At 71.6% G+C, this 25,905-nt stretch carries 20 protein-coding genes; 12 read left to right on the plus strand and 8 right to left on the minus strand.

The window, feature by feature from the left end; translation table 11 throughout:
• Nucleotides 1-4 precede the first annotated feature (4 nt).
• The 3 genes from EUA06_RS16880 to EUA06_RS16890 are packed head-to-tail and all read left to right on the plus strand — an operon-like array spanning nt 5 to nt 5,712.
• A complete protein-coding gene (locus EUA06_RS16880; RefSeq protein ID WP_129477940.1) occupies nt 5-3,325 on the plus strand; it encodes a UvrD-helicase domain-containing protein in 3,321 nt (1,106 codons plus the stop codon).
• On the plus strand, nt 3,322-5,073 hold the full coding sequence (recD, locus tag EUA06_RS16885) for an exodeoxyribonuclease V subunit alpha (protein ID WP_129477942.1): 1,752 nt from the start codon (nt 3,322-3,324) through the stop codon (nt 5,071-5,073). Before EUA06_RS16880 ends, recD begins: the two co-directional genes overlap by 4 nt.
• A gap of 36 nt (nt 5,074-5,109) precedes the next feature.
• Nucleotides 5,110-5,712 carry an ACT domain-containing protein gene (locus EUA06_RS16890; protein WP_129477944.1) on the plus strand — a complete coding sequence of 201 codons (603 nt, stop codon included), beginning with the start codon at nt 5,110-5,112 and terminating at the stop codon, nt 5,710-5,712.
• Nucleotides 5,713-5,731: 19 nt separating this feature from the next.
• On the opposite strand, the gene EUA06_RS16895 is transcribed toward EUA06_RS16890, so the two are convergent.
• Nucleotides 5,732-6,172, minus strand: coding sequence for a nitroreductase family deazaflavin-dependent oxidoreductase (locus EUA06_RS16895; RefSeq protein ID WP_129477946.1), 441 nt, complete (start codon nt 6,170-6,172; stop codon nt 5,732-5,734).
• Nucleotides 6,173-6,231: 59 nt separating this feature from the next.
• Between EUA06_RS16895 and EUA06_RS16900 the strand changes: the two genes are divergently transcribed.
• Nucleotides 6,232-7,167, plus strand: coding sequence for a 1,4-dihydroxy-2-naphthoyl-CoA synthase (locus EUA06_RS16900; RefSeq protein ID WP_129477948.1), 936 nt, complete (start codon nt 6,232-6,234; stop codon nt 7,165-7,167).
• A gap of 191 nt (nt 7,168-7,358) precedes the next feature.
• Here the strand turns inward: EUA06_RS16900 and EUA06_RS16905 are convergent, their stop codons facing one another.
• Together EUA06_RS16905 and EUA06_RS16910 are read right to left on the minus strand one after the other, a co-directional pair.
• Nucleotides 7,359-8,516: a Fic family protein gene (locus EUA06_RS16905; protein ID WP_129477950.1), complete on the minus strand. Its 1,158-nt coding sequence runs from the start codon at nt 8,514-8,516 to the stop codon at nt 7,359-7,361.
• A gap of 140 nt (nt 8,517-8,656) precedes the next feature.
• Entirely contained in the window at nt 8,657-9,358 is a 702-nt protein-coding gene (locus EUA06_RS16910) for a DUF3885 domain-containing protein (protein ID WP_129477952.1), read from the minus strand.
• A gap of 242 nt (nt 9,359-9,600) precedes the next feature.
• Here EUA06_RS16910 and EUA06_RS16915 point away from each other — a divergent pair, with 242 nt between their 5' ends.
• The 7 genes from EUA06_RS16915 to EUA06_RS16945 all read left to right on the plus strand — a co-directional run bounded on the left by EUA06_RS16915 (nt 9,601) and on the right by EUA06_RS16945 (nt 18,298).
• A complete protein-coding gene (locus EUA06_RS16915; protein ID WP_207208402.1) occupies nt 9,601-10,497 on the plus strand; it encodes a DNA polymerase beta superfamily protein in 897 nt (298 codons plus the stop codon).
• A gap of 388 nt (nt 10,498-10,885) precedes the next feature.
• Complete coding sequence (locus EUA06_RS16920) at nt 10,886-12,481, plus strand: TROVE domain-containing protein (protein WP_129477954.1); 1,596 nt, start codon at nt 10,886-10,888, stop codon at nt 12,479-12,481.
• Nucleotides 12,471-12,773 carry a hypothetical protein gene (locus tag EUA06_RS16925; RefSeq protein ID WP_207208403.1) on the plus strand — a complete coding sequence of 101 codons (303 nt, stop codon included), beginning with the start codon at nt 12,471-12,473 and terminating at the stop codon, nt 12,771-12,773. Before EUA06_RS16920 ends, EUA06_RS16925 begins: the two co-directional genes overlap by 11 nt.
• Before the next feature lie 58 nt (nt 12,774-12,831).
• Nucleotides 12,832-14,265, plus strand: a complete 1,434-nt coding sequence (locus EUA06_RS16930) for a 3' terminal RNA ribose 2'-O-methyltransferase Hen1 (RefSeq protein ID WP_129477956.1) — start codon at nt 12,832-12,834, stop codon at nt 14,263-14,265.
• A complete protein-coding gene (locus tag EUA06_RS16935) occupies nt 14,258-16,768 on the plus strand; it encodes a polynucleotide kinase-phosphatase (RefSeq protein ID WP_129477958.1) in 2,511 nt (836 codons plus the stop codon). Before EUA06_RS16930 ends, EUA06_RS16935 begins: the two co-directional genes overlap by 8 nt.
• 17 nt (nt 16,769-16,785) lie before the next feature.
• A complete protein-coding gene (locus EUA06_RS16940; protein WP_207208404.1) occupies nt 16,786-17,952 on the plus strand; it encodes a sterol desaturase family protein in 1,167 nt (388 codons plus the stop codon).
• A 40-nt stretch (nt 17,953-17,992) separates the two neighbouring features.
• Complete coding sequence (locus tag EUA06_RS16945) at nt 17,993-18,298, plus strand: hypothetical protein (RefSeq protein WP_129477960.1); 306 nt, start codon at nt 17,993-17,995, stop codon at nt 18,296-18,298.
• Nucleotides 18,299-18,301: 3 nt separating this feature from the next.
• On the opposite strand, the gene EUA06_RS16950 is transcribed toward EUA06_RS16945, so the two are convergent.
• From EUA06_RS16950 to EUA06_RS16960, 3 genes are read right to left on the minus strand one after another with little or no spacing between them, the layout of a single operon-like run.
• On the minus strand, nt 18,302-19,342 hold the full coding sequence (locus EUA06_RS16950; RefSeq protein WP_129477962.1) for a glutathione synthetase: 1,041 nt from the start codon (nt 19,340-19,342) through the stop codon (nt 18,302-18,304).
• The gene (locus tag EUA06_RS16955; RefSeq protein ID WP_207208405.1) at nt 19,339-20,514 is read right to left on the minus strand and encodes a peptidase MATCAP family protein; all 1,176 of its coding nucleotides are present in this window, start codon (nt 20,512-20,514) and stop codon (nt 19,339-19,341) included. The genes EUA06_RS16950 and EUA06_RS16955 overlap by 4 nt, the downstream gene beginning before the upstream one ends.
• A complete protein-coding gene (locus EUA06_RS16960; RefSeq protein WP_129477966.1) occupies nt 20,511-21,314 on the minus strand; it encodes an N-formylglutamate amidohydrolase in 804 nt (267 codons plus the stop codon). The genes EUA06_RS16955 and EUA06_RS16960 overlap by 4 nt, the downstream gene beginning before the upstream one ends.
• Before the next feature lie 77 nt (nt 21,315-21,391).
• On the opposite strand from EUA06_RS16960, the gene EUA06_RS16965 reads away from it, so the two are divergent.
• Entirely contained in the window at nt 21,392-22,090 is a 699-nt protein-coding gene (locus EUA06_RS16965; RefSeq protein ID WP_129477968.1) for an NAD-dependent deacylase, read from the plus strand.
• On the opposite strand, the gene EUA06_RS16970 is transcribed toward EUA06_RS16965, so the two are convergent.
• Nucleotides 22,015-23,799, minus strand: coding sequence for a sensor histidine kinase (locus tag EUA06_RS16970; protein ID WP_129477970.1), 1,785 nt, complete (start codon nt 23,797-23,799; stop codon nt 22,015-22,017). The genes EUA06_RS16965 and EUA06_RS16970 overlap by 76 nt on opposite strands.
• Nucleotides 23,800-24,030: 231 nt before the next feature.
• Nucleotides 24,031-25,821 (minus strand): sensor histidine kinase, encoded by a 1,791-nt coding sequence (locus EUA06_RS16975; RefSeq protein WP_129477972.1) that lies wholly within the window; start codon nt 25,819-25,821, stop codon nt 24,031-24,033.
• Between the last annotated feature and the right edge of the window lie 84 nt (nt 25,822-25,905).

Below are 25,905 nucleotides of genomic sequence, written 5' to 3' on the forward strand. Positions count from 1 at the left end.
GCCCATGGAGACCTTCGACATCGCCGCCGACCTGCGGCCCGGCACCACGCTGCTCGAGGCCAGCGCCGGCACCGGCAAGACCTGGACGATCGCCGCGCTCGTCACCAAGCACATCGCGTCGGGCGATGTCCGCCTCGACGAGATGCTGGTCGTGACGTTCACCAGGGCGGCCAGCCAGGAGCTCCGCGAGCGCGTACGCCGCCAGCTCGACGAGGCCGTCCAGCTGCTCGGCGACCCGACGTGGCGCGACCCCGCCAACCGCCTGCACGACTGGCTCCTCGACACCGACGACGCCGAGCTCGCCCGGCGCCTGGACCGGCTGACCGGCGCGCTCGTGTCCTTCGACGCTGCGACCATCGCGACGATCCACCAGTTCTGCCAGCTGGTCCTGCGCAGCCTCGGCGTGGCCGGTGACACCGACGCCAACGCGACGCTCGTCGAGGACCTCGAGCAGCTGACCGCCGAGACCGTCGACGACCTCTACCTCGCCCGTTTCGGCTCCGAGCAGTCGCCGCCGTGGACCCGGGCCGCCGCGCTCGACCTCGCCCGGGCCGTCGTCAGCGACCCGCGGGCGCGCGTCGAGCCGGCCGACGTGATGACCGAGTCGCCGGACTCCGCGGCCGCGATGCGGGTGCGGTTCGCCTCCGAGGTGCTCGACGAGGTGGAGCGCCGCAAGCGCCGGCTCGGGGTGCTCAGCTACGACGACCTGCTCAGCCAGCTCGCCGATGCGCTCGAGGACACCACCGCGGCCGCCCGCCGGCGGATGCAGCACCGGTGGAAGTTCGTCCTCATCGACGAGTTCCAGGACACCGACCCGGTGCAGTGGCAGGTCTTCCAGCGGGCCTTCTCCGAGACCACGACCATGGTGCTCATCGGCGACCCCAAGCAGGCCATCTACGCGTTCCGCGGCGGCGACATCGTGACCTACCTCCAGGCGGCCGAGACCGCCACGACGACGCAGACCCTCGGGGTCAACTGGCGCTCGGACCGGCCGCTCCTCGACTCCCTCCACGCGGTGCTGCAGGGTGCGCAGCTCGGCGAGGAGCGCATCGTCGTCCACCCGGTCGAGGCGCACCTCCAGCAGTCCCGGCTCGTGGGGGCCGGAGCACCATTCCGGCTGCGGGTCGTGCGGCGCGCCGACCTCGGCAAGGGTCCACGGTCCAAGCCACCGGTCGCGCTGTGGCGCGACCACGTCATCACCGACACGGCCCACGACATCAAGCGGCTGATCGAGGCCCGGCCGACCTTCGACGGACGCCACCTGCGGCCGGGGGACATCGCCGTCCTCGCCGCGCGCCGCAACGAGCTCGAGGCCGTCCAGCACGCGCTGGCCGCGGTCGGCGTGCCGTCGGTGGTCAACGCCGGGGGGTCGGTCTTCCACACCCCGGCCGCCGCGGAGTGGGTCGCCCTCCTGGAGGCCCTCGAGCAGCCGCACCGCGCCGACCGCGTACGGGCAGCGGCCCTCACCTCCTTCTTCGGGCACACTGCGGCGACCCTCGACGCCGGCGGTGACGAGCTCACCGACGACCTGACCGGGTCCGTGCGCACCCTCGCCGACGTCTTCACGCAGCGGGGCGTGGCCGCTGTGGTCGAGGTCGCGGCCGTCCAGGGCCTGACCGCCCGGGTCCTCGCACGCGTGGGCGGCGAGCGCACGCTCACCGACCTGCGCCACATCGGGGAGTCGCTGCTGCGGGTCGGGACCGAGGAGCGGCTCGGGCTGGTCGGCCTCCTCGCGTGGCTCCGCGAGCAGGTCGCCGACGAGAAGCTCGAGGTCGCCTCCGAGCGCACCCGTCGCCTCGACTCCGACGCCGAGGCCGTGCAGCTGGTGACGATCCACGGCAGCAAGGGCCTGCAGTACCCCGTCGTCTACCTCCCCACCCTCTGGAACCGCTACACCGGCCGCGACCCGGCCGTCCCCCTCTTCCACGACGACGAGGGGCGGCGGTGCCGCGATGTCGGTGGGCCGAGCGCGTCCCACCGCGAGTCGCTGCGCCGGCACTGGCGTGAGGACGCCGGCGAGTCGCTGCGCCTGCTCTACGTCGCGATGACGCGCGCCCAGTCGCAGGTGGTCGCGTGGTACGCCGCCGCCGAGCGCAACACCCCCGACTCGGCGCTGCACCGGATGCTGTTCGGCCGCCGACCGGGCATGGCTCCCGTCCCCGACGCCCAGGCGCTGGTCGAGGAGGACCGGCTGATGGCGATCCTCGCCGCGTGGGAGGAGGCCGGCGGTCCGAGCATCGAGCTCGCGACGCTCACCCCGCCCGACCCGACGCCGCTCGAGCGGTCCACCGAACGCCTCGCCGTGCGGTCGTTCACCCGGTCGGTCGACACGACCTGGCGGCGCACCTCCTACTCGTCGCTCTCCGCTGTGAGCGCCTCCCACGCGGCCGCCCTGTCCGAGCCTGAGGTCGTGCCCGACGAGGACTCCGACGTGTCGGCGGAGGACCTCGGCGAGGCCGCCGAGGCGGCAGCGACGGTCGTGTCGATCCCCTCGCCAATGGCGACGCTCCCGGTCGGCGCGACCTTCGGCTCGCTGGTCCACGCCGTGCTCGAGCACGCCGACCCCGCGGCCGACGACTTCCGCGGCGAGCTGCTGCGGCTCATCGGCGAGCAGCTGGTCTGGTGGCCGGTCGAGCTCGACCCCGACGAGCTCGCGGACGCGCTCGTCGCGGTGTGCAGCAGCCCGCTCGGCCCGCTCGCGGGCGACCGCACGCTCCTCTCGCTCGGCCTGCACGACCGGCTCCGCGAGCTCGACTTCGAGGTGCCGCTGGCCGGCGGTGACACGGTGGCCGCACCCGTCGACGTACGACTCGGCGACCTGGCTCCGCTCCTGCGCCGGCACCTGCCCGACGGCGACGCTGTCCGGGTCTACGCCGACGCCCTCGACACCGACCCCGACCTGGCGGCGCAGTCGCTGCGCGGCTACCTCACCGGCTCGATCGACGTCGTGCTCCGCCTCGACGTCGACGGCCGCGAGCGGTTCCTCACCGTCGACTACAAGACCAACTGGCTCGGCCCGATCGACCAGCCGCTGACCGCCCATGACTACCGGCCCGAGCTGCTCGACGAGGCGATGGCGCACTCCGACTACCCGCTCCAGGCGCTGCTCTACACCGTCGTGCTCCACCGCTTCCTGCGGTGGCGGCTCCCGACCTACGACCCCGCAACCCACCTCGGCGGCGTCCTCTACCTCTACCTGCGCGGCATGTGCGGGCCCGAGACACCGCGCGTCGACGGCCAGCCGTGCGGCGTCTTCTCGTGGCAGCCGCCGGTGCCGCTCGTGGAGGAGCTCTCCGACCTGCTCGACGGGAGGATCCACCGATGAGCGACACCTTCGAGCCGGTCGACGCCTACGACCGCGACCTGGCCCTCGCCGCCACGGGCCTCCTCGACACCTTCAACGGCGCCGGGGTGCTGACCGCCGCCGACGTCCACGTGGCCGCCAACCTCGGCCGGGTCGTCGGGGAGCGCGACGAGTCGGTGCTGCTCGCGGTCGCACTCGCGGTGCGGGCCGTCCGACACGGGTCCGTCGCGCTCGACCTCACCGCCGTGCCGTCGTCCCTCGCCGACCTCGACCTGCCGTGGCCCGAGGCCCCCGCCTGGGCTGCCGCGGTCGGGGCCAGTCCCGTGCTGGCCTCAGGGGTGGTCCACGTCGAGCACGGCCTGGTCTACCTCGACCGCTACCACGAGCAGGAGACCCAGGTCCTCGACGACCTGCGCGTGCGGGGACGGGTCGCCCACGCCGTGGACCGCGACCTGCTCGACAGCTCGCTGGCGCGGGTGTTCCCCGAGGCGGACTCCGACGAGCAGCGCGAGGCCTGCCGCCGGGCGGCGACGCAGGCCACGACGGTGATCACCGGCGGTCCGGGCACCGGCAAGACCACCGCTGTCGCCGGTCTGCTCGCCGCGCTCGTCGAGCAGGCCGAGGCCCGCGGCGACGGCCTGCGCATCGCGCTCGCCGCGCCGACCGGGAAGGCTGCCGCCCGGCTGCAGCAGTCGGTGCGCGACTCGGCCGTCCGCTTCGGAGGAGCCGACCAGGCGCGGCTGGCCGACGTGACCGCGATGACCCTCCACCGGCTGCTGCGCCAGCACCCCGGCAACAGCACCCGCTTCCGCCACCACCGCGGCAACCGGCTCCCCCACGACCTCGTCGTGGTCGACGAGGCCTCGATGGTGTCGCTGACGATGATGGCCCGGCTCCTCGAGGCGACCCGACCCGAGGCACGGCTGGTGCTCGTCGGCGACCCCGACCAGCTCAGCTCGGTCGACGCCGGCGCCGTCCTCACCGACCTGGTCCGCGGCTACGAGCACCGCACCGACAGCCCGGTGGCCGCGCTGACCACCGCCCACCGCTACGGCGCCGCGATCGGCCGGCTGGCCGAGGCGCTCCGGCTCGGCGACGCCGACGCCGCCATCGCCGCCCTGCAGGCGGGCGGAGAGGCGGTCGAGTGGGTGTCGGACGGCGATCCGGCCGGTCCGATCCGGGCAGCGGTGCTGCCGCACGCTCTCGCCGTCCACGACGCGGCCGTGGCGGGTGACGCCACGCGCGCGCTCGCTGCCCTCGACCGGCACCGCCTGCTCTGTGCGCACCGCGACGGCCCCTTCGGCGTACGTCACTGGAACCGGCGCATCGAGGCCTGGCTCACCTCCGAGACCACCGCGTCGGTCCACGACCCCGCCTATCCCGGTCGTCCCATCCTGGTGTCGTCCAACGACTACTCGCTCGGCGTCTACAACGGCGACACCGGCGTCATCGTGGCCGGACCCCACGGGCCGCGTGCCGCGATCGCGACCGGAGCCGACCACCTCGAGCTCGCCCCCTCGCGGCTCGGTGACGTCGAGACGATGCACGCGATGACGATCCACAAGTCGCAGGGCAGCCAGGCCGACGAGATCACGGTCCTGCTTCCCGACGAGGACTCGCGCCTGCTGACCCGCGAGCTCTTCTACACCGCGGTCACCCGTGCCCAGCGCAGGGTGCGCGTCATCGGCTCGGAGTCAGCCGTACGCGCCGCCATCTCACGGCAGGCGCTCCGAGCGAGCGGGCTGCGTGCCCGGCTGTCGGATGCCTGAAACGTCGCCGACACAGAGTCCGGATAGCCTCGTGGCATGCCCTACCTGATGCGTGTCGAGCTCCCCGATGTCCCAGGGTCGCTGGGTCGCGTCGCGAGCGCGATCGGTGAGGCCGGCGGCGACATCGACGCGATCGAGATCGTCGAGAAGCGCGACGGCTTCGCAGTCGACGACGTGCTGCTCGAGATCCCGGCCGGGACCATGCCCGACTCGATCATCTCGGCCTGCAGCGTGCTCGACGGGGTCAGCGTGCTGTGGATCAGCCGCTACGCCGCGGGCGGCAACCTCTTCCTCGACCTCGAGGTCGTCGAGTCCCTCACCGAGGACCCGGCGACCGCGCAGGACCGGCTCGTCGACCTGCTGCCGATCGCCTTCCGTGTGGACTGGGCCGCGCGCATCCGGCGCGGCACCGACGGGCTCGAAGTGGTCCACGCGACCGATGCCGCGCCGACGTCGTTCGAGCTGGGGGCGATCACCGCACCGACCCGCCTGCCCGGCGACGAGACCTACGTCGAGCTCGCCGCACCGTTCGGTGAGGACCTCATGCTCCTGGGCCGCCGTGGCGGCCCGGAGTTCCTCGACTCCGAGCTCGCCCGCCTCGAGCACCTGCTCGGCCTCGCGATCACGATCTCCCACTGACCGAACGCGGCCCCTCGGGTCAGGCGCGCTCGAGGAGGAAGAGGGGGATCTTGCGGTCCGTCTTCTTCTTGTAGTCCGCGTAGGTCGACCAGGTGGCGACGGCGTGCTTCCACCAGTCGTCGTACTCCGCGCCGTCGAGCTCGCGCACCCGGTAGGTGTGCTTCTCCGCCTTGTCCTGGAGGTCGACCTCGGGGTGCTTGCGGAAGTTGTCGGCCCACGCCGGGTCGTCGGGAGCGCCGCCCTTCGAGGCCACGGCGAGGTAGGCGCCGTCGCGCTCGACGCGCATCACCGGGTTCTTGCGGAGGTTGCCCGAGGACGCTCCGACGGACGTGATGACCACGACGGGGTACGGCGTGCCGGGCAGGGTGCCGCCCTCCTCGCCGTTCGAGGCCTCGTACTCCTCGACGTTCTTGCGGACCCACTCGGTCGCGCTCGGGACATAGGTGCCAGTCAGTGCCATGCCCCCACAACACCACGGCCGCGCCCGATCTTCCAGCGCTCCACGGATATCCTCGCGCCATGAGTGCGATCGAGGGCGTCAGCGAGATCTTCGACCCCGAGGCGTGGGACGTGGTGCCGGGCTTCGAGGACCTCACCGACCTGACCTACCACCGGGCCCGCGAGCACGGCACCGTACGCATCGCCTTCGACCGCCCCGACGTGCTCAACGCGTTCCGGCCGCACACCGTCGACGAGCTGCTGCGCACCCTCGACCACGCGCGGATGTCGGCCGACGTCGGCTGCGTCCTGCTGACCGGCAACGGCCCGAGCGCCAAGCACGGCAAGTGGGCCTTCTGCACCGGCGGCGACCAGCGGATCCGCGGCCGCTTCGGCTACCAGTACGAGACGGAGGGGCATGACGACGCGGGGGCGCCGCCGAACCCCATCGACCAGGCCAGGCTCGCCCGGCTCCACATCCTCGAGTGCCAGCGACTGATCCGTTTCATGCCGAAGGTCGTCATCTGCGTCGTCCCCGGCTGGGCTGCGGGCGGCGGGCACAGCCTCCACGTCGTCGCCGACCTCACCCTCGCCAGCCGCGAGCACGCCCGCTTCAAGCAGACCGATGCCGACGTCGGCAGCTTCGACGGCGGCTACGGTTCGGCCTACCTCGCCCGCCAGGTCGGGCAGAAGTTCGCGCGTGAGATCTTCTTCCTCGCCGAGGAGTACGACGCCGAGGAGATGCACCAGATGGGTGCGGTCAACCGCGTCGTCGAGCACGCCGAGCTCGAGAAGGTCGCCCTCGACTGGGGCCGCAAGATCAACGGCAAGTCGCCGACCGCCCAGCGGATGCTGAAGTACTCCTTCAACCTCCTCGACGACGGGCTCGTCGGCCAGCAGCTCTTCGCCGGCGAGACCACCCGCCTGGCCTACATGACCGACGAGGCGCAGGAGGGTCGCGACCAGTTCCTCGAGAAGCGTGAGCCCGACTGGTCGCCTTACCCCTGGTACTACTGATCTGACGAGTTTGATCAGGTCAAAGGCATGTGAGGGGCCCGTGCGTGGCAGATGCGTGACAAGAATCGCTGTCGGGCGTCGACCGTGACCAGCATGTTCGGGATTTGGCCCAGCTCCCCATCCGAGCAACTCGAACTGAGCCTTCACAGCTGACTGCGCGGCCATCCCGATCGGGTCGTTTCTCGGTGCTCTCACGGCAACGCCCTACGGATCTCGCCGAGGAGAGTCGGGTACGGATCGTCGAGGGGTTTCCGGCTGGACCGTAGGTCCGTCTGGATCTGCCGCAGGGGTTCGCCGGCAACATAGTGCCGACCACGACGTTCGCCACGCGCTTCCAAGAGGCCGAGGTTGGCCGCATTGACCAAGTCGCGGGTGGCTGTGCGCTCGTCGAGATCGGTGAGCTTCACGTAGGACGGCCGGGTGACACGAAGGCCGATCAGCGCGTCGAAGAGCGCCGCACCGATCCGCTCGTTAAGGCGGTGTGTGGCCACGAGCTCATCGATCCGTCGCCACTGGATCTCGGCCTCGTCGAACCGGCGGCGCATCGTCTGGGCCTGCATATGGTGGGCTCGCAGGTTGAACTTCACCCAGAGGGTTGCGTCGTTGCCGGGATTCCATGCGCCCCGACCTGTGGCCGCGAGGACGTCGTAGTAGTCCTGGGTGTTGTTTCCGAGCCACTCCTCGATGCTGGAGAAGGTCGGTTCAACGACTTGGTCTTGGGCGAGGACCATCGTCTGCAGGGCACGCGCCATGCGTCCGTTGCCGTCGCGGAAGGGGTGGATCATGACGAGATCAAGGTGTGCCATTGCTCCGCGTACGAGCGGGTCGTCAGACGTCGGGTTCGAGAGCGACTCGGACAGGGCCCGCATGAGCTCTGGAACCAGCTCGCCCTCCGGTCCGGCGTAGACGTTGACACCGCGCTTGTCGTCGCGAACGAAGATCTCACTTGTCCGATAACGCCCAGGCGTCTTGGACAGGTCGTGGTCGAGCAGCATGAAGTGCATCGACCGGAGGACAGCCTCGTCGATCACGAAGCCCGGCTCCGTCGCCACGTTGAGGACGTAGGTGAGTACCCGGCGGTAGGCGATGATCTCCAGCCACGTCTCCTCGTCGGCACCCAGTGGGGGTTCGTCATCGACAGCGGCGACGGCGTCTTCCTCGCTTACGGTGTATCCCTCGATGGTGTTGGATCCCTGGATGGCGCGCGCTGTGGATGTGCGTCGGAGCAGTCCGTTCCATCGCTTGGGTACGCGTAGGTAGTCCGCGAGCGATGCGCGCGTTTCGTGAATCTCGCCGATGACCTGCTGGTCTTCGAGATCCGGGTCTGGGGTGGCGAAGAGGGAAGTCATGTCCGTATGTCCTTTATTAAGTGCCAAGACTACGGGCACAGGCGTCTCCTTGTCACTTATTAAGAGACAAAGCGACGGCGTCGCCCGGTCAGCTCCGCAGGCTGGACGCTCTTCCTCGGAGCTTCGCCATAGGTCACGGGTTAGAGTCCCTGAGGATGCGCCGGCAGCCAGTCGGCATGGCGCTCCTTGAGGGCGTCGCGCCCGACGGCAGTCGGCAGCAGGACGTCCGCGCCCCCGTCGCATGGGCAGTAGAGCCACTCGAGATCGGGAGCCCCGATGACCAAACGTCCCTCGTCATCGGCGATCGCGAGCAACAGAGAGTCGATACTGGCGTCCGCCAATCCAGACGAGGCCCAGAAGTAGTTGAAGCCGGCGTCCGGGTCATCCTCGGCTTGGCGCCTCTGCCAAGGCCAGGCCGACGGCAGGCGGCCTTTCGACCACCCGGCGGCGAGGTCATCCGAGCCCCAGTCGACGGCGATCACCCAGAGGTCGGTCAGGTCAGCGGAGCCGTGCAGTTCTTGAAGGACGGTGCGATGACGCCGGAGAATCTCGGCGTACTCCGCGTCGCTCTCGGCGTACCGCTTCGACTCGGGGAGGCTGTGGAACCGGACCCATTGGTCGCTGTACGCGATCCGCAGTTCGTAGCCGAGGGGACTGGCCATCCGCCAGGTCTGATCCCACAGGTCGGTGAGGTGAGCGGAGCGTGCGCTGACCTCACCCTGCTTGAACGCTCCGTGGCGACCGCGTAGTCGTCGCCAGCCGCTCTTGATCGCCCAGCGCGTCTGGAGAGACGTGAACCCGACCCACCCGCGGAGGGAGTCGACGAGCTTGGGCACGGGCATGACGAACAGGGTAGTGACGCCAGATCGGCCGCCCGCGTGCGTGGCAAGAACGTGGCAGGAGAGTCATCAGAGCCAGTCGACAACCAACACCGACAATCGGGTTTACGCAGGTCAGCCGCACAGTGCCGTCATCGACCACCAACACCCGCCGAGCGTGCCGCGCTTCCCCTGGTACTACTGACCGCCGAGCATCCTCGGATATCCGCAGGCCCCGACGCGCGACCCCGGCTACCGTCGGCCCGGTGACCGACAACACCGCGCACGCCCGGGCGATCGTGGGCGACACCTCGCTGCCGCCGGGCTTCGACCACCCGCACGCGTCGGAGGAGGCGCGACGGATCGCCGAGGCCGGGATGATCCTCCGCGTCCAGGTCGGGTCCGGGGTCCACGGCACGTCCATCGCCGGGCAGGACGACCGCGACGAGATGGGCATCTGCCTCGAGCCGTCGGCGTACGTCACCGGGCTGGCGCGGGTGCCGAGCGGAATCCGCGGCGAGGCAGCTCCGGTGCAGTTCGAGCAGTACCAGCGCCACACCGTGTGGGACCAGCCCGGCGGCCTGGCCAACCGGTCCGGGGCCGGCGACCTCGACGTCGTCGTCTACTCCGCGCGCAAGTGGGCCTCCCTCGCGCTGGCGGGGAACCCGACGGTGCTGCTGGTGCTGTTCGTCCCCGACGAGGAGGTCGTGCACCGCGACGAGGTCGGCGCCGAGCTGGTCGACAACGCCCACCGCTTCGTCTCGAAGCTCGCGGCCGAGCGCTTCATCGGCTACCTCCGCTCCCAGCGTGCGGCGATGACCGGCGAGGTCGGTGCGCACACCAACCGCCCCGAGCTGGTCGCGATCCACGGGTACGACACGAAGTACGCCATGCACGCCCTGCGCCTCGGCGTCCAGGGCGTCGAGCTCCTGACGACCGGTCGGATCACCCTGCCGGTCCCCGAGCCCGACCTCTCGCGCCTGCGTGCCGTCCGACGTGGCGAGGTGGAGCTCGCGGAGGTCGTGGCCGCAGTCGAAGAGGCCGAGGCGAGGCTGGTCGAGCTCAGCACGTCGAGTGCGGTGCCCGACCAGCCCGACCGGGCCTGGGTCGACGCGTGGCTGCACCGCACGCACGTCGCGTACTGGGCGCGGACCGAGAGCTGACGCGCAGGTCGCGCGGAAAACCTGTTGCGGGCCCAGGTGTGTAGGCCCCTACACTCAGGCCGACAACAGAACACACGTGCAGGAGGGCCGGAGACCGTCGGTTACCACTACGGATGGCCGGGTTGCGGGTTCGAGTCCCGTCGCAGCACTGCTGCGTAGCTCAAGGGAAGAGCAGGAATCCCGGCGGTCATCACTCGCCCACCTTGCACGTTCGTCTGCTGCCACGCGAGTGGCGGGCCGGCGCGGATCGGTTATCTCCCTCTCAAGGAGCCCTCGGAGGAGGGCAACCCGGGCAACCGGGCCTGCTCGGTCCGCAACACACGCCCGCCACTCCCGCGTGCCCAGCTGATTCCACCATCCACCCCCACCACGAGAAAGGACGACGACGATGGACGTGCTGCGAGCCTTCAACCTGCGCCGCACCGCACAGACCTCCCGGGCGGACCGGCGCCAGCGGAAGAACGCTGCCGGCGGCTATGCCTTCACCCTGGACGACGCGGCTCGCCTGCGTCGCTTCCTCGTGCTGGGCGTGGACGGCGGGAGCTACTACGCCGCCCCCCGGGACCTCGCCGTGGACAACGTCGAGGTCCTGGTGCGGATGGCGGAGTCAGACCCCGAGACCCTCGTCTCGACCATCGTCGAGGTGTCGACCGCCGGGCTGGCGCCGAAGCAGAACGCGGCGCTCTTCGCACTGGCGTACGCCGCCTCGGTGCCGGAGTCGTCGGCGCTCGCGCTGGCCGCACTGCCGCGCGTCGCGCGGACCGGGACGCACCTGTTCCAGTTCGCGACCTACGTCGAGCAGTTCCGCGGCTGGGGTCGCGGGCTGCGCCGGGCGGTCGCCGGCTGGTACACCGAGAAGGAGGCGGGTGCGCTCGCCTACCAAGCGGTGAAGTACCGCCAGCGGGACGGCTGGACGCACCGCGACCTGCTCCGGCTCGCCCACCCGGTGGCGTCGGACCCGGGTCTGCGCGACACGTTCGCGTGGATCGTCAACGGCTCGGTCGGCGACGAGCTCCCGACCCTGGTCGAGGGCTTCGTCCAGGCCCAAGCAGCCACGCAGGTGGCGGACTGGGTCCGGCTGGTCCGGCAGCACGGCCTGTCGTGGGAGATGCTGCCCGACGCCGCGCTCGGTGAGCCGGCGGTGTGGGACGCGCTGCTCGACGTGGGCGTGCCCCAGACGGCGCTGATGCGGCAGCTGCCGCGGCTGACGCGGCTCGGCCTCCTGCCCGACATGGGCGGGCGGACCGATGAGGTCACCGCCCAGCTCGGCGACGGGGACCGGCTCCGGAAGGCGCGGGTGCACCCGGTCAGCGTGCTGGTGGCGCAGCGGACGTACTCCTCGGGGCGGTCCGCACGTGGCGCCGGCACCTGGACGCCGACGCAGAAGGTCGCCGATGCGCTGGATGCCGCGTTCTACACGGCGTTCGGCGCGGTGCAGCCGTCCGGGAAGCGCACGCTGCTCGCGGTCGACGTGTCCGGCTCGATGGGGGCACCCGTCTCCGGCATGCCGATCACGGCCCGGGAGGCTTCGGCCGCCCTGGCCCTCGTGCAGCTGGCGACGGAGCCGCAGGCGTCGGCGGTCGGGTTCACCAGCCGCAACGGTGGCGGGTGGCACGACTCCGCGCTGAAGCCGCTGCGGATCTCGCCGCGGCGGCGCCTGGACGACGCCCTGCGCGTGGTCGACGCGATGCCGATGTCGGGGACCGACTGCGCGCTGCCGATGGTCCACGCGACCGAGAAGCGGCTCGAGGTCGACACGTTCGTGGTCTACACGGACAACGAGACCTGGGCGGGCACCATCCATCCGCACCAGGCGCTCGCTGCCTACCGGCAGGCGTCGGGGATCGACGCGAAGCTGGTGGTCGTCGGGATGACGGCCACCGCCTTCTCGATCGCCGACCCGACGGACGCCGGGATGCTCGACGTGGTCGGGTTCGACGCGGCAGTGCCCTCGCTGATCACCGAGTTCGCTCGTGGCATCTGAGGGCGGCAGGAGCGGCCCCGGGGCCGATCCCCTCACCGGGATCGGCACTCGGCGCCGTTCCGCGTCCGGGCCCGGGTCCGCCACCGCCGACGCACGGTCAGCGCGGGCGCGCGAGCTCCACCGCAAGGCCGCGGAGGCGGACCGGCTCGCCGCGCAGAGCCGCGCCGAACGCGACCGACTGATCCTCCAGCTCCGCGCCGAGGACCCGGACCGGTGGAGCTACACCGCCCTCGCCGACGCGCTCGGCTGCAGCCGGGAGCTCATCGCCCTGGTCGTCCGGCGACACCGCTGAGCACGACCCCCATCCGAATCAAGAGAAGGGATCGCCCGGACTCGGGCACGATGCCGCTGTGCTCCTCACCGTCACGACCACCCACACCCCGGCGACCGACCTGGGCCACCTGCTCCACAAGCACCCCGACCGGGTGCAGGAGTTCTCCCGGTCCTTCGGCACCGTCACCGTCTTCTACCCCGAGGCCAGCGACGAGCGCTGCACGGCCGCGCTCGTGCTCGACGTCGACCCCGTACGGCTGGCGCGCTCGCGGGCGCGCAACGCGCCCGACTTCAGCCTCGCGCAGTACGTCAACGACCGGTCGTACGCCGCCTCGTCGCTGCTCGGTGTCGCGATGGCCGACGTGTTCAGCACCGCCCGCAGCGGCACCTGCAAGGCGCGCCAGGAGCTCGCGGACTCCGCCATCCCGCTCGAGATCGCGATCCCGGTGCTGCCGTGCCGCGGCGGTGCCGACGTCGCGCACCGTCTCTTCGAGCCGCTCGGCTGGTCGGTCGAGGCCGAGCCGATCCCGCTCGACGAGACGATCGAGGAGTGGGGCGACTCGCGCTACGTGCAGCTCCGGCTGACCGGCACCCTCCGGCTCGCCGACGCCCTCAACCAGCTCCACGTGCTGCTCCCCGTCCTGGACGAGTCGAAGCACTACTGGCAGGGCGCCGACGAGGTCGACAAGCTGATGCGCTCGGGAGAGGGATGGCTCGCCGATCACCCCGAGGCGACGCTGATCACCAGGCGCTACCTCGGCCGGAGCAGCGGGCTCACGCGCACCGCCCTCGTGCGCCTCGCCGAGCTCGGTGACGACCTCGAGGAGGCCGTCGAGCCCGCCGAGGACGAGGAGGTGGTGCAGCCGGAGGAGACGCGCGTGCCCCTCAACACCCAGCGGCACGACGCGGTCCACCAGGTCCTGCTCGACCTCGGCGCCCGCTCGGTCATCGACCTCGGCTGCGGCCCCGGCCAATTCCTCCAGCGGCTCGTCCGCACGTCGGCATTCACCCGCGTCGCGGGCAGTGACGTCTCGACGAGGTCGCTGCAGCACGCGGCCCGACGACTGCGGGTGGAGCGGATGAGCGAGCGCCAGGCCGAGCGCATCGAGCTGTTCCAGGGCGCCCTGACCTACGAGGACGCGAGGTACGCCGGCTACGACGCGGCCGTGCTGATGGAGGTCGTCGAGCACGTCGACCCGCCGCGGCTCGCGGCGCTCGAGCACGTGGTCTTCGGCGCCGCCCGTCCGCGCGCGGTCATCGTGACGACACCGAACAGCGAGTACAACGAGCTCTACGCCGGCCTCGTCGGCATGCGGCACCCCGACCACCGCTTCGAGTGGACGCGCGCCGAGCTGCGCGACTGGGCCGACCGCGTCTGCAGCACCTACGGCTACGACGTGGAGGTCCGGGGCATCGGCGACGTCGACGACAGCCGGGGCGCGCCCACGCAGCTGGCGATCTTCACCCGCACGACCGACGACGACGACGAGAAGGACCGCGACGATGACTGAGACCCGCCAGCTGAACCTCCCCAGCATGGGGCTGGTCGTGCTCGTCGGCGTGTCCGGGAGCGGCAAGTCGACCTTCGCGCGCACGCACTTCAAGCCCACCGAGGTCGTCTCGAGCGACTTCTGCCGCGGTCTCGTCGCCGACGACGAGACCGACCAGTCGGCGACCCCGGACGCCTTCGACGTCCTGCACTACATCGTGGGCACCCGCCTGCGCCGCGGCCTGCTCACCGTCATCGACGCGACCAACGTCCAGCGCCCGGCGCGCGCGTCGCTGGTGAAGCTCGCGCGCGAGCACAACGTGCTCGTCGACGCCATCGTCATCGACGTACCGGAGTCGCTGGCGCACGAGCGCAACGCCTCACGCCCCGACCGCGCCTTCGGGTCGCACGTCGTCGCCCGCCAGCACCGCGACCTGCGCCGCTCGCTCGGCAAGCTCACCAAGGAGGGCTTCCGGCGCGTGCACGTGCTGCGCGGCACCGAGGAGGTCGACGCGGTAGAGATCGTGCGCGAGCGCCCGTGGAACGACCGCCGCGACCTGCGCGGACCCTTCGACATCATCGGCGACGTCCACGGCTGCGCCTCCGAGCTGCGCACGCTGCTGACGGAGCTGGGCTGGACGATCTCGTACGTCGACGGAGCGGCCGTCGACGCGGTGCACCCCAAGGGTCGGCAGGCGGTCTTCGTCGGCGACCTGGTCGACCGCGGCCCCGACACCCCGGGCGTCCTGCGGCTCGCGATGGGCATGGTCGCCTCCGGCGCCGCGATCAGCGTCTCGGGCAACCACGAGGCCAAGCTCGTGCGGGCGATGCGCGGCGCCAAGGTCCAGGTCTCGCACGGGCTCGCGGAGTCACTGGCGCAGCTCGAGGCCGAGACCGACGAGTTCCGCACCAGCGCGCTCGCCTTCATGGACGGGCTGATCAGCCACTTCGTCCTCGACGACGGACGGCTCGTGGTGGCGCACGCCGGGCTCAAGGAGGCCTACCACGGGCGCTCGTCCGGGCGGGTCCGCGCGTTCGCGCTCTACGGCGACACCACCGGCGAGACCGACGACTACGGCCTGCCCGTCCGCTACCCGTGGGCGCAGGACTACCGCGGGGAGGCGATGGTCGTCTACGGCCACACGCCGGTGCCGACCGCCGAGTGGATCAACAACACGATCTGCCTCGACACCGGCGTCGTCTTCGGCGGCGCCCTCACCGCGCTGCGCTACCCCGAGCGCGAGATCGTCTCCGTGCCCGCGGAGCAGCAGTGGTACGAGCCGGTGCGCCCGCTCGCACCGACCGTCGCCGAGCGGGAGCCCTCCGTGCTGGCGATCGACGACGTCGCCGGCACCCGCTGGCTGGAGTCGCCGCACGCCGGCAAGGTCAAGATCCCCGAGGAGAACGCGGCCGCCGCCCTCGAGATCATGAGCCGGTTCGCCGTGGACCCGCGGTGGCTGGTCTACCTGCCGCCGACCATGTCGCCGGTCGCGACCTCGAGCCTCGACGGCTACCTCGAGCACCCGGAGGAGGCGTTCGAGGAGTACGCCGGCTGGGGCGTCACGCGAGTCGTGTGCGAGGAGAAGCACATGGGCTCGCGAGCCATCGCGGTCATCGCGCAGGACGCCGACGTCGCCGCGCGCCGCTTCGGGGTCTCCGACGGCACCACCGGCGTCATCCACACCCGCACCGGCCGCCCGTTCTTCGCGGACACGAGCGCGCTCGTCGACAAGGTGCGGACCGCGGCACAGCCGCTCTTCGAGTCGCTGGAGACCGACTGGCTGGCGCTCGACTGCGAGCTGCTCCCCTGGTCGGCCAAGGCGCTCGAGCTGATCAAGGCGCAGTACGCCTCGGTGGGGGCGGCCGCGCGACACGTGCTGCCTGAGGCCCTGTCGGTCCTGGAGGCGGCCGCCTCGCGGGGTCTCGACGTCGGCGCGCTGACGACGAGGACCGAGGAGCGGCTGGCCAACGCCCACGCGTTCCGCGACGCCTACGCGGCGTACGTCCGACCGACCGACGGGCTCGACGGGATCACGCTGGCGCCCTTCCAGGTGCTCGCCGTCGAGGGCCGCGCGCTCGCGGTCACCGAGTCGCACGAGTGGCACCTCGACCGACTCGCCGGCCTGGTCGGTGACGTGATCACGCCGACGCGGCACCGCTACGTCGACCTGTCCTCCCGCGAGGAGCGCGACGCTGCCACGCAGTGGTGGCTCGACCTGACCGCTGCGGGCGGCGAGGGCATGGTCGTGAAGCCCGCCCACCTCACCGAGGGACGGGTGCAGCCCGGCATCAAGGTGCGCGGCCGGGAGTACCTCCGGATCATCTACGGGCCCGACTACACCGCGTCGCTCGACGTCCTGCGCCAGCGCCACCTCGGCAAGAAGCGCCAGCTCGCCGCGCGCGAGCACGGCCTGGGGCTCGACGCGATCGCCGGCTTCGTCGCCGGCGACCCGCTCTGGAAGGTGCACCAGGCCGTCTTCGCGGTGCTCGCCCTCGAGTCCGAGCCGGTCGACCCGCGGCTGTGACGGGCACAATGTCGCGGGTGAAGATCGACCTGACCGTCGCCGCGGTCCCCGCCTTCGTCGGCGCGATGATCGCGGAGCACGCGTGGCAGCGCGCGCACCCCGTCGAGCCCGGCACCCGGGCCGGTGACTACCAGCTCGCCGACACGGTCGCGAGCCTGAGCATGGGCATCGGCAGCCTGGCCGCGCCCTACGTCGCGCGCCGGCTGCTCGACCCCGTCACCCCCGGGGTCGGGCGGCACGGCCGGACGCTGCTCGCGCTCGGCGCCGCCGCGGCCGTGCTGACCACGGTCGGTGACGTCGTACGCCGACGGGTGCGGGACGGGTCGTTGCCCGAGCCGCAGACCGTGCCGGCCGCGGTGCGCGAGGTGCAGGACGAGCTGGCCGACATCCGGCTGGGACCTGCGGTGGCGCGCGCGGACAGGCCCGTCGTCGCGCCCGCGCTGCGGCGTACGCACGGCGCCCTAGCCGTCAGCGCCGTGGCCTCGACGGCACTGGTGACGTCGACGACCTGGGCGGCGATGACGGCCGGCAAGCGGCTGTTCGCGCGCTCACCGCTCGACCTCGGTGCCGGCCCGTGGGCCGCGGTGGCGGCCGTGCTCGGCTGGGACTTCATCTACTACTGGAACCACCGCGCGAGCCACGAGAGCCGCTGGCTGTGGGCGGTCCACGTGGTGCACCACTCGAGCGAGCGCTACAACCTCTCGACGGCGTTGCGCCAGCCCGTCGCGGAGGGAGTCACCCTCACCGTCCCCTACGGCCTGCTCGCGCTCGCCGGCGTGCGGCCCGCGCTCATCGAGCAGGCGCGCGGCATCAACCTGATCTACCAGTTCTGGATCCACACCGAGGCGATCCAGCGGCTCGGCTGGGTGGAGAAGGTCTTCAACACCCCGTCGCACCACCGCGTGCACCACGGCTCCAACCGCGACTACCTCGACCGCAACCACGGCAGCATCCTCATCCTCTGGGACCGCCTCTTCGGGACGTTCGAGGAGGAGGACGAACCGGTCGTCTACGGCCTGACGAGCAACGTCGACTCCTACAACCCCGCGCGCATCGCGACCCACGAGTGGGCCGACATCGCCGCAGACGTCGCGGCGGCAGAGGACTGGCACGACCGGTTCTCGTTCCTCCTGCGCCGGCCGGGCTGGGCGTACTCCCGCCGGGCAGCGGCAGGCGTCGCCTGATCGGCGCAGCGGGGTCGGGACAGCGACCTAGGCTGGACCCATGACGGCCACCCTCGAACCCGTGACGGCCGACGAGGTCTACACCGCCGACGTCGAGCCGCGTCGGCGCGACCGCCTCGGCCGGGTCGCGGCGGGGGCGCTCGACCTGTGGTGCGCGATGTCCGGGGGACGTTTCGACCTCACCAACGAGGGTGTGGTCGTGGTCCGCCGCCGACGCGACGGCGGGCTCGAGCTCCGCGTGCCGGCCGGTGGCCCCGAGGCCGCAGCAGTCCTCCTCGACGTGATGCGGACCCAGCTCGAGACGTTGAGCCCGGACGAGTTCCGCGAGGGCTGGGGAATCGACTGAGGGTCAGCTCGTCGCGAGCGTGTGGTTGTCGATCTCCGCGTAGTGCCGGCGGATGTTCACCTTGCGCTCGAGCTCGGCGATGATCGCGGGCGCGAAGTTGACCTCGTAGAGGGCCTGGGCGCTGCCGAGGCCACCGGGGCTGAAGACGTTGATCTCCATCAGCTTGTCGCCGACGATGTCGAGCCCCACGAGGAACATCCCGTCGCTGACCAGCTTGGGCCGCACGATCTCGACCATCTCGAGCATCGCGTCGGTCACGGCGACCTTCGTGGCCTTGCCGCCGGCGGACATGTTGGAGCGGATGTCCTTGGTGGAGTTGGTGCGGCGGAAGGCGGCGTACTTCCCGTCCACCATCAGCGGCTGGCCGTTCATCACGAACATCCGGACGTCGCCCTTGGCCGCCTCGGGCAGGTACTCCTGCGCGACGACGTAGCCGTCGCGGGAGATGGCCTCGATGATCTGCTTGAGGTTGGGACCCTCCTTGCGGTCGACGAGGAAGACGCCGGCGCCGCCCGAGCCCTGGAGCGGCTTGAGCACCGCCTTGCCACCGAGGTCGGCGATGAACGACTCGATCATCGCCTCGTCGCGCGAGATCAGCGTCCGGGGGCGGACGATCTCCGGGAAGTGCTGGAAGTACGCCTTGGACAGCGCGTTGGCCAGGCTGGTCGGGTCGTTGACGACCAGCACGCCGCTCGCCGCGATGAGCTGGCCGAACGCGACGCCGGCGTTGTTGCGCCACGGGTCGGTCTCGGCGTCGTCGGCGGGGTCGTTGCGCAGCATCACGACGTCGAACTCCGACATCGGGATCAGCTGCTCGACGTCGGGCTTCTTCACGTCGGCCATGTGGCGCTCGAGGGAGCGGTACGTCTTGGCGTGGCCCATGCGTGCCTTGGTGCTCAGTGAGCCGTCGGGCTCGTAGGCGAAGTCGCCGATGCCCATGTACCAGGCCTCGTGGCCCATCTCCTTGGCCGCCATGGCCAGGCGGTTGGTGGTGTACTCCGCCTTCTCCGTCTCGATGTCGTTGACGACGAATCCGATCTTCATGCGTGTCCTCCCAGGAGTGAGCCGAGATCTTCGGTGCCGGCTGCCCGCGCGAGGTTCGCGTGGGTCTGCGGGTCGTGCAGGTATCGGGGGAGGATCCGCGGGGGCCTGAGCAGTCCGCGGTCCTCCAGGTCGCCGATGAGCGGCAGGTCGCGCAACGAGAACTTGCCCAGCCAGAGCCGGTCGAGCGAGCCGCCGTCGCCGAGGTGCTCGAGCAGCTCGACGAGGCCGCGCAGGTAGATCGCGTCCTTGGTCATCCCGCCGGAGCGATAGACGCGCATGACGGTCGTCCACGCGCTGCCCTGGGGGAAGTCGTCCGCGACGAGCGCCTCGTGGGCCTCGGCGAAGGTCGCGCCGCCGATCATCCGGTGCACGGTGACGACCCGGCTGGCGAGCTGGCGCAGCCGGAACGCGGTGAGACCGCCGCAGGCGATCTCCGACAGCACGGCCAGCCCCTCCTGCGTCTCGTCGTAGCCCGCGAGCCCGACGCCCATCACCTTGATCGGCTGCCGGCTGCCGTTGGCCTGGGTCACCAGGTGGGTGCCGACCTCGTGGTGGAGCAGCGCCTGCGCGCGGGCCCGCTGCACCTTGGTCTCCGGCCCGATCAGCAGCACGTCGCCCGAGACCATCACGCCGTTGACGTCCGCCCGGATCTCCGCGTGCATGTCGAGGTCGGGGTCCTCCGCGCGGTAGAGCTCGATCTCCTCCTCGGCCAGGGCGAGGAACTCCTCGGCGTCGAGCGCCTCGTCGCTCGGCTCGGTGCGGGTGATCCCGACCAGCAGCTGCTCGGCCTGCGTGCGCAGCGCCGGCGACACGCCGCCGTACAGCTCCACGCTCAGCGGGAGGAAGTCCTCGGTGTCGCGGGCCTCGAGCATGTCGAGCTGCAGCTCCATCTCGCGGTGCTTGGCGCGCAGCAGCTGGCCCAGCACCGGGTCCTCGACAGCGCCGAGGTCGACGGCCGCCAGCTCGGCGCGTACGACGTCGGGGTCGGCCTCGAGCTCGCGGTAGGTGAACTCCGGCTCGGGCTCGCGCCCCTCGATGAAGTCGTCGCGCAGGTCGTCGGCGTCGACCGGGGTGATGTCGAGGAGGAAGCGGAAGCTGCCCGCGAGCAGGGCGAGCTGGTGGTCGACGGCGAGGTCGGCCGCACTGAGCTCCTCACCTCCCTCGGCGCTCACCGCAGCCGCTCCAGCTCCTCGTGGAGGCCCGGCAGGGTGCCGGCGAGGGCGGTGCGCAGGCAGCTCAGCCGCTCCTCGTCGACCTCAGCGGTCCACTCGTCCATCCAGGTCTTCTTGAACTCGAGCGCCAGCACGCACCCGACGCCGGGGTAGCGGTCGTGGACGAACCAGGCGAGCGCCCGACCCTGGAAGGAGACGTTCTCGCGGGCGTCGACGGGGCCGCACCCGGGTGCCCCCGCACGGATGTCGGCCAGGAACCTCTCGACCAGCGGGCCGAAGGTCTGCCGGTCGACGCTGGCGGTGCCGACGTTGACCTCGGGGTTGTCCTCGGCGGGCGCCGGGTCGGCGTCCGCGCCGTCGCGGCGGTGGTTGTAGGAGTGCACGTCGAGCAGGACGAACGGTCCGCGCTCGGCGAGGGCGTCGAGCCGCGGCGCGAGGGCGTCGTAGAAGGCGTCGTAGGTCGCCAGGCTCCCCTCGAACAGCTCGCGCGACAGCGTCCCGCCGTGCCACACGTCGAGACCCCAGCAGTCCTCGGGGCGCCGGTAGACCGCTTCGCGCCGAGGACGGTTGAGGTCGGCCTCGAAGCGCGACCTGGACGTGACCGCGCGGTCCGTCACGACCGCGGCGATGCGGTCGGTGAACGGGTCCTCCTCGCGCAGCCGCGTGGCCTCGTCGAGCACCATCGCCTCGGCGATCTCCGGGCGCAGCCCGTGGCCGGCGTGCACCGACGTCGCGACGACCGGTCCCTCCCAGTCCCCTGCGAACGTGACGACGTCCGACGTCCCTCCCAAGTCCGTCATGGCGCCTGTCTACCCGAGTCGGCGCCCACCCTCATCCCGCGCGCACCCCCAGGGGTGACCGGTGCTAGTACTGGACCATGCGTGTCGTCGTACTGACCGGAGCCGGGGTCTCGGCCGAGAGCGGGCTGTCCACGTTCCGCGACGCCGACGGCCTGTGGGAGGGCCACGACCCGATGCAGGTCGCCACCCCGGAGGCGTACGCCGACGACCCGGGGCTGGTGCAGAGGTTCTACGACGAGCGGCGCGCGGCGCTGTCGAGGGTCGAGCCCAACGCGGCACACCTCGCCCTCGCGCGACTGGAGGCGGCGCTCGGCGACGACCTCCTGGTCGTCACGCAGAACGTCGACGACCTCCACGAGCGCGCCGGCTCGACCCGGGTCCACCACCTCCACGGTCGGCTCCGGTCGGCGTGGTGCACGTCCTGCGACGACCGGCACGAATGGGACGGACCCCTCGGCGACCGGCCGCCGTGCCCGGGCTGCGGCGCGCGCGCCCTGCGGCCGGACATCGTGTGGTTCGGCGAGATCCCCTACGGCATGGACCTCGTCGAGCGCGCCCTGTGGTCGTGCGACCACTTCGTCTCGATCGGCACGTCGGGAGTCGTCTACCCGGCGGCCGCGTTCGTGCACTGGGCGAGCGGGCGGACCCTCGAGCTCAACCTCGAGCCGAGCATGGGCGCCAGCGACTTCGCCGAGTCCCGTCAGGGTCCTGCGACCCACCTCGTGCCGGGCTGGGTCGACGAGGTCCTGGGGGACGGCGGACCGAACTCCTCCTGAGGGGGCGCCGGGAAGCGCAGGCGCAGGGTCGTGCCGCGTCCGAGCCGCGACTCGACCTCGACCGAACCGCCGTGTCGCTGCATGATCTGGCGCACGATCCCGAGGCCGAGCCCGGTGCCCGGGCGCTGGAGGGCGTCCTCGTTGGTCGAGCGGAAGAGCGGTGCGAAGAGGTTCGCCTGGTCGGCCTCGGAGATGCCGATGCCCTCGTCGCGGCAGACGAAGGTCACCGACCCGTCGGCGCCCCGCTCGATCCCGAGCCAGACCTCGTCTCCCGCGTTGGAGTACTTCACCGCGTTGTCGACGAGGTTGCTGATGGCGCCGCCGACCTCCCGCACGTCGGCCCGGACGACCGCGGACCCGGGCTCGCCCACGAGGTGGAGGGTGATGCCGGCCTTCTCCGCCACCGCCGCCATCGAGGCGAGCGTCTGGTCGACGATCGGCATGAGGTCGACGCGGGTCATCGTCGGCGGGTGCCGCGGGTCGCTCACCCGCGACAGCATCGCCAGGCCCTCGAGCAGGTCGCTCAGCCGTTCGGTCCCGCGCAGGATCGCCTGCGCGCGGCGCTGGTCGCGCTCGTCCATGTGCTCGCCCGCGGCGAGGAACTCGGCGTTGGCGGCGATCACGGTCATCGGGTTGTTGATCTCGTGGGTGAGCTCGCGCAGGAACCGGTGCCGGGCCTCCTCGAGCTCACGCAGCTCCTCGAGCAGGCGCCGCTCGCGCTGCGTCGCATGCGCGTTGGCGATCGCGCGCCCGAGGTCGTGGCCCAGCTCGAGGGCGGCCACGCCCTCTCCGTCGGTCCAGCGCCGCGAGCCGGTGCGACGCGCCGCCATCAGCATGCCGAGCACCTCGTCCTCGACCCCGACGGGGGCGACGACGACGGCCTCGAAGCCGGCCTCGTCGAGCGCGTGGGCGAACCAGTCGGCGTGCGCGGCCTCCAGCACCGGGTCGCCCCAGATGTGCTCCGGCTCGATGATGAGGACCCGCTGGTCGGCCCAGGCCCGGGCGGCCGCGGCGTCCAGCGCGTGACGTACGTCCGGCGCCATCTGCAGGCCCAGGCTGTCCGGCGTCTCGACACTCTCGTCGAGGAAGACGTGGATCTCCAGCTCGTCCACCGACAGCGCCCCGAGCAGGGTGCCGCGTGCCTCGCGCAGGAGGTGGTGGACGTCGTGGCGGGCCGGGTTGGAGCGCGCCAGCCGGCGGGTGGCGCGGATGACCCGCATGTGGTCGGCGAACTCCTCGCGCTCGACGGCCGTCACCACCGAGCGCAGGGTCATCGCGAGCTCGTCGGAGATCTCGAGCAGCCGGTCCTTGTCGGGACGCTTGAGGTCGGCCGGGACGTCGAGGTAGAGCAGTGCGCGCAGGTCGCCGCGCTCGTCGGCGATCTGGGCGACCAGCATGTCCATCGGGTGCCAGTCGTCGGGGTTGCCGGTGGTCGGGATGTCGGGCACGACCACGACGCCGTCGATGAGCTCGCGGGTGCTGTCGGAGAAGCTCTCGTCGGGGATCCAGACGAAGTGGCCGAAGGGCTCCCCGTCGGCGAACGCGGCCTGCATGTCGGCGAGGCGTGAGGCGGTGCCGAGGCGCTCCTCGGCGCTCGTCATGTCGCCGTAGATCGCGACGAACTCCAGCAGGCCCTTGGGACGGACGACCTCGATGGCGCAGACCCGGAACCCGGCACGGGTCGCCGCGTCGCGCGCCAGGGCGTGCATCAGCGCCCGAGCACGTGCGTCACCCCAACTCAGGTCGCGCGTCCGGCGCTCCCCTGGTCGCCCCTGGTCCATGGCGGTCTCGTCCTCCTGACGCGGATCGTAGGCGGGGGCCCGAGGCTCCGGAAGTTTTTCCCCAGGTCTTGCCGGTTGCTGTGGAGGAACTGTTGAGAAGAGGCATGTCTAGACCGCTCCAGGTGGTCAGAACGGGCCATCAGGTGATGGTCATCGGGCCTAGCCCTCGGACACCTGCGCTGGTGCGTCATCGGGCGCGGGCGGCAGCCGCACCACGAACGTCGTACCGGCTCCGACCTCCGAGGTGACCTCGACGGTGCCCTCGTGCGCCCGGACCACGCGCTCGAGGATGGACAGTCCCAGGCCGGTGCCGGGGCGGGCGCGCGCGGCCGGGTCGCCGGAGCGGAAGAAAGGGGTGAACACGTGCGGGAGGTCGGCCGCGCTGATGCCGATCCCGGTGTCGGCGCAGGTCAACCGGACGGAGTCGTCCTCGCTGTCCGCGGCCTCGAGGGTCACCGCGACCCGGCCTCCTTCATGGGTGTACTTCACGGCGTTGGAGAGCAGGTTGGCGACCATCCGCTGGATGGCGGACTCCTCCCCCACCACCACCACCCCGTCGGCGATGTTGGCGTCGAGAGCGACCCGGTCACGCGCCGCGACGGGCGCGAGGAACGCGCAGCCCTCCCGGACGACCGCGGACAGGTCGACCGGGACCGGTGTCACCGCACGGTCGGGGTCGCTCACGGCGGCGAGCGCCATCAGCGCCTCGGTCATGTCCTCGATCCTGCGCGCCGCCCGGTCCATCGCCTCCAGCGACTCCCGCGCGGTCCCGGTGGCGGAGTCGTGGCCGAGCAGCTCGAGGTGGGTCCACAGCACGCTGACCGGGTTGCGCAGCTCGTGCGCGAGCGTGACGACCATGTCGCGGCGGTGGTCGTTGATCTCGCGCAGCTCGGCGTTGAGAAGGCGCTCGCGATCCATGATGCGCGCATCGACCACGACGCCGGCGAGGTCGCTGGCGACCGCCGCCGCCGCGTTGATCTCGGAGTCGATCCACCGTGGGCCGCCGACCTCCCGTCCGAGTCCCATCGTGCCGAGGTACTCCTCACCCATGCCGATCGGCATCAGCAGCAACGAGCCGAGCCCGCGCTCCTCCATCGCGGTGGCCATCACCGCAGGCGTCGGGACCGCCGTCCCCGCGACACCCCAGAGACGGTCGGGCTCGATCACCACGTGTCCGCGCCGGAGCCACACCTCCCGCATGTGCTCCTCGAGCTCGGCCGTGTAGGGCTCGAGCGGGGGCGACGTGGCGCCCGCGAGCAGCACGTCGAAGAAGTCGATGGGCATCGCCTCGACCATGGCGTCGGCGAGCTCGCGCATGACGGCCTCGACCTCGAGGCCGGGGCGGACGCTGCGCACCGCCGTACGCGCCTGGGTCACCATCCGCACGTGCTCGCCGTAGAGCTCGCGCTCGACGATGCTGACGATCGCCTCGTACATCACCGCGATCTCACCGTTGACCGCCGCGATCGTCTCGGGGGTCGGCCGCAGCCCGGAGAGCGGCTCGTCGAGCCAGAGCACCGCCCGCACCGCACCGTCCTCGCTGGTGAGCACCCGGAGCAGGAGGTCCTCCGGGTGCCAGGCGTCGGGCCCGTCGCCACCCGGCACGTCGGGCGTGTGGCCGTACTGGTCCACCCAGGCCCGGGTCTCGTCGTCGATGCGCTCGGCAGGCAGGTGCACCCACCCGTCGACGTGCGCGCCGGCGGCGACGAGGCGGTCCATCATCAGGAGCGGCGTGGCCTCACCCATGAGGCGTTCGCTGCCGTCGGGGCTGCCGGCGATCGCGACGAACTCCAGGTTGCCGTCGGAGCGCAGCGCCTCGATGACCGCGACGCGGTGACCCGCGCGGCGCGCGACGTCCTCGGCGATGGCATGCAGGACTGCGCGTTGGGCCTCGTTGCCCCACGCTTGTCCTCGTGGACGTTCGAACGTCCGGTTGTCTTCCCTCACCATGCTCCCGTTCCCGATAACGAGGCGGCCGACGGCACGTTACGTCGCGCGGCTCGATGATGGGGAGCGACCTTCGGTTGAAGTTTC

The organism is Nocardioides glacieisoli, assembly GCF_004137245.1.
GTDB classification, from domain to species: Bacteria; Actinomycetota; Actinomycetes; order Propionibacteriales; family Nocardioidaceae; genus Nocardioides; species Nocardioides glacieisoli.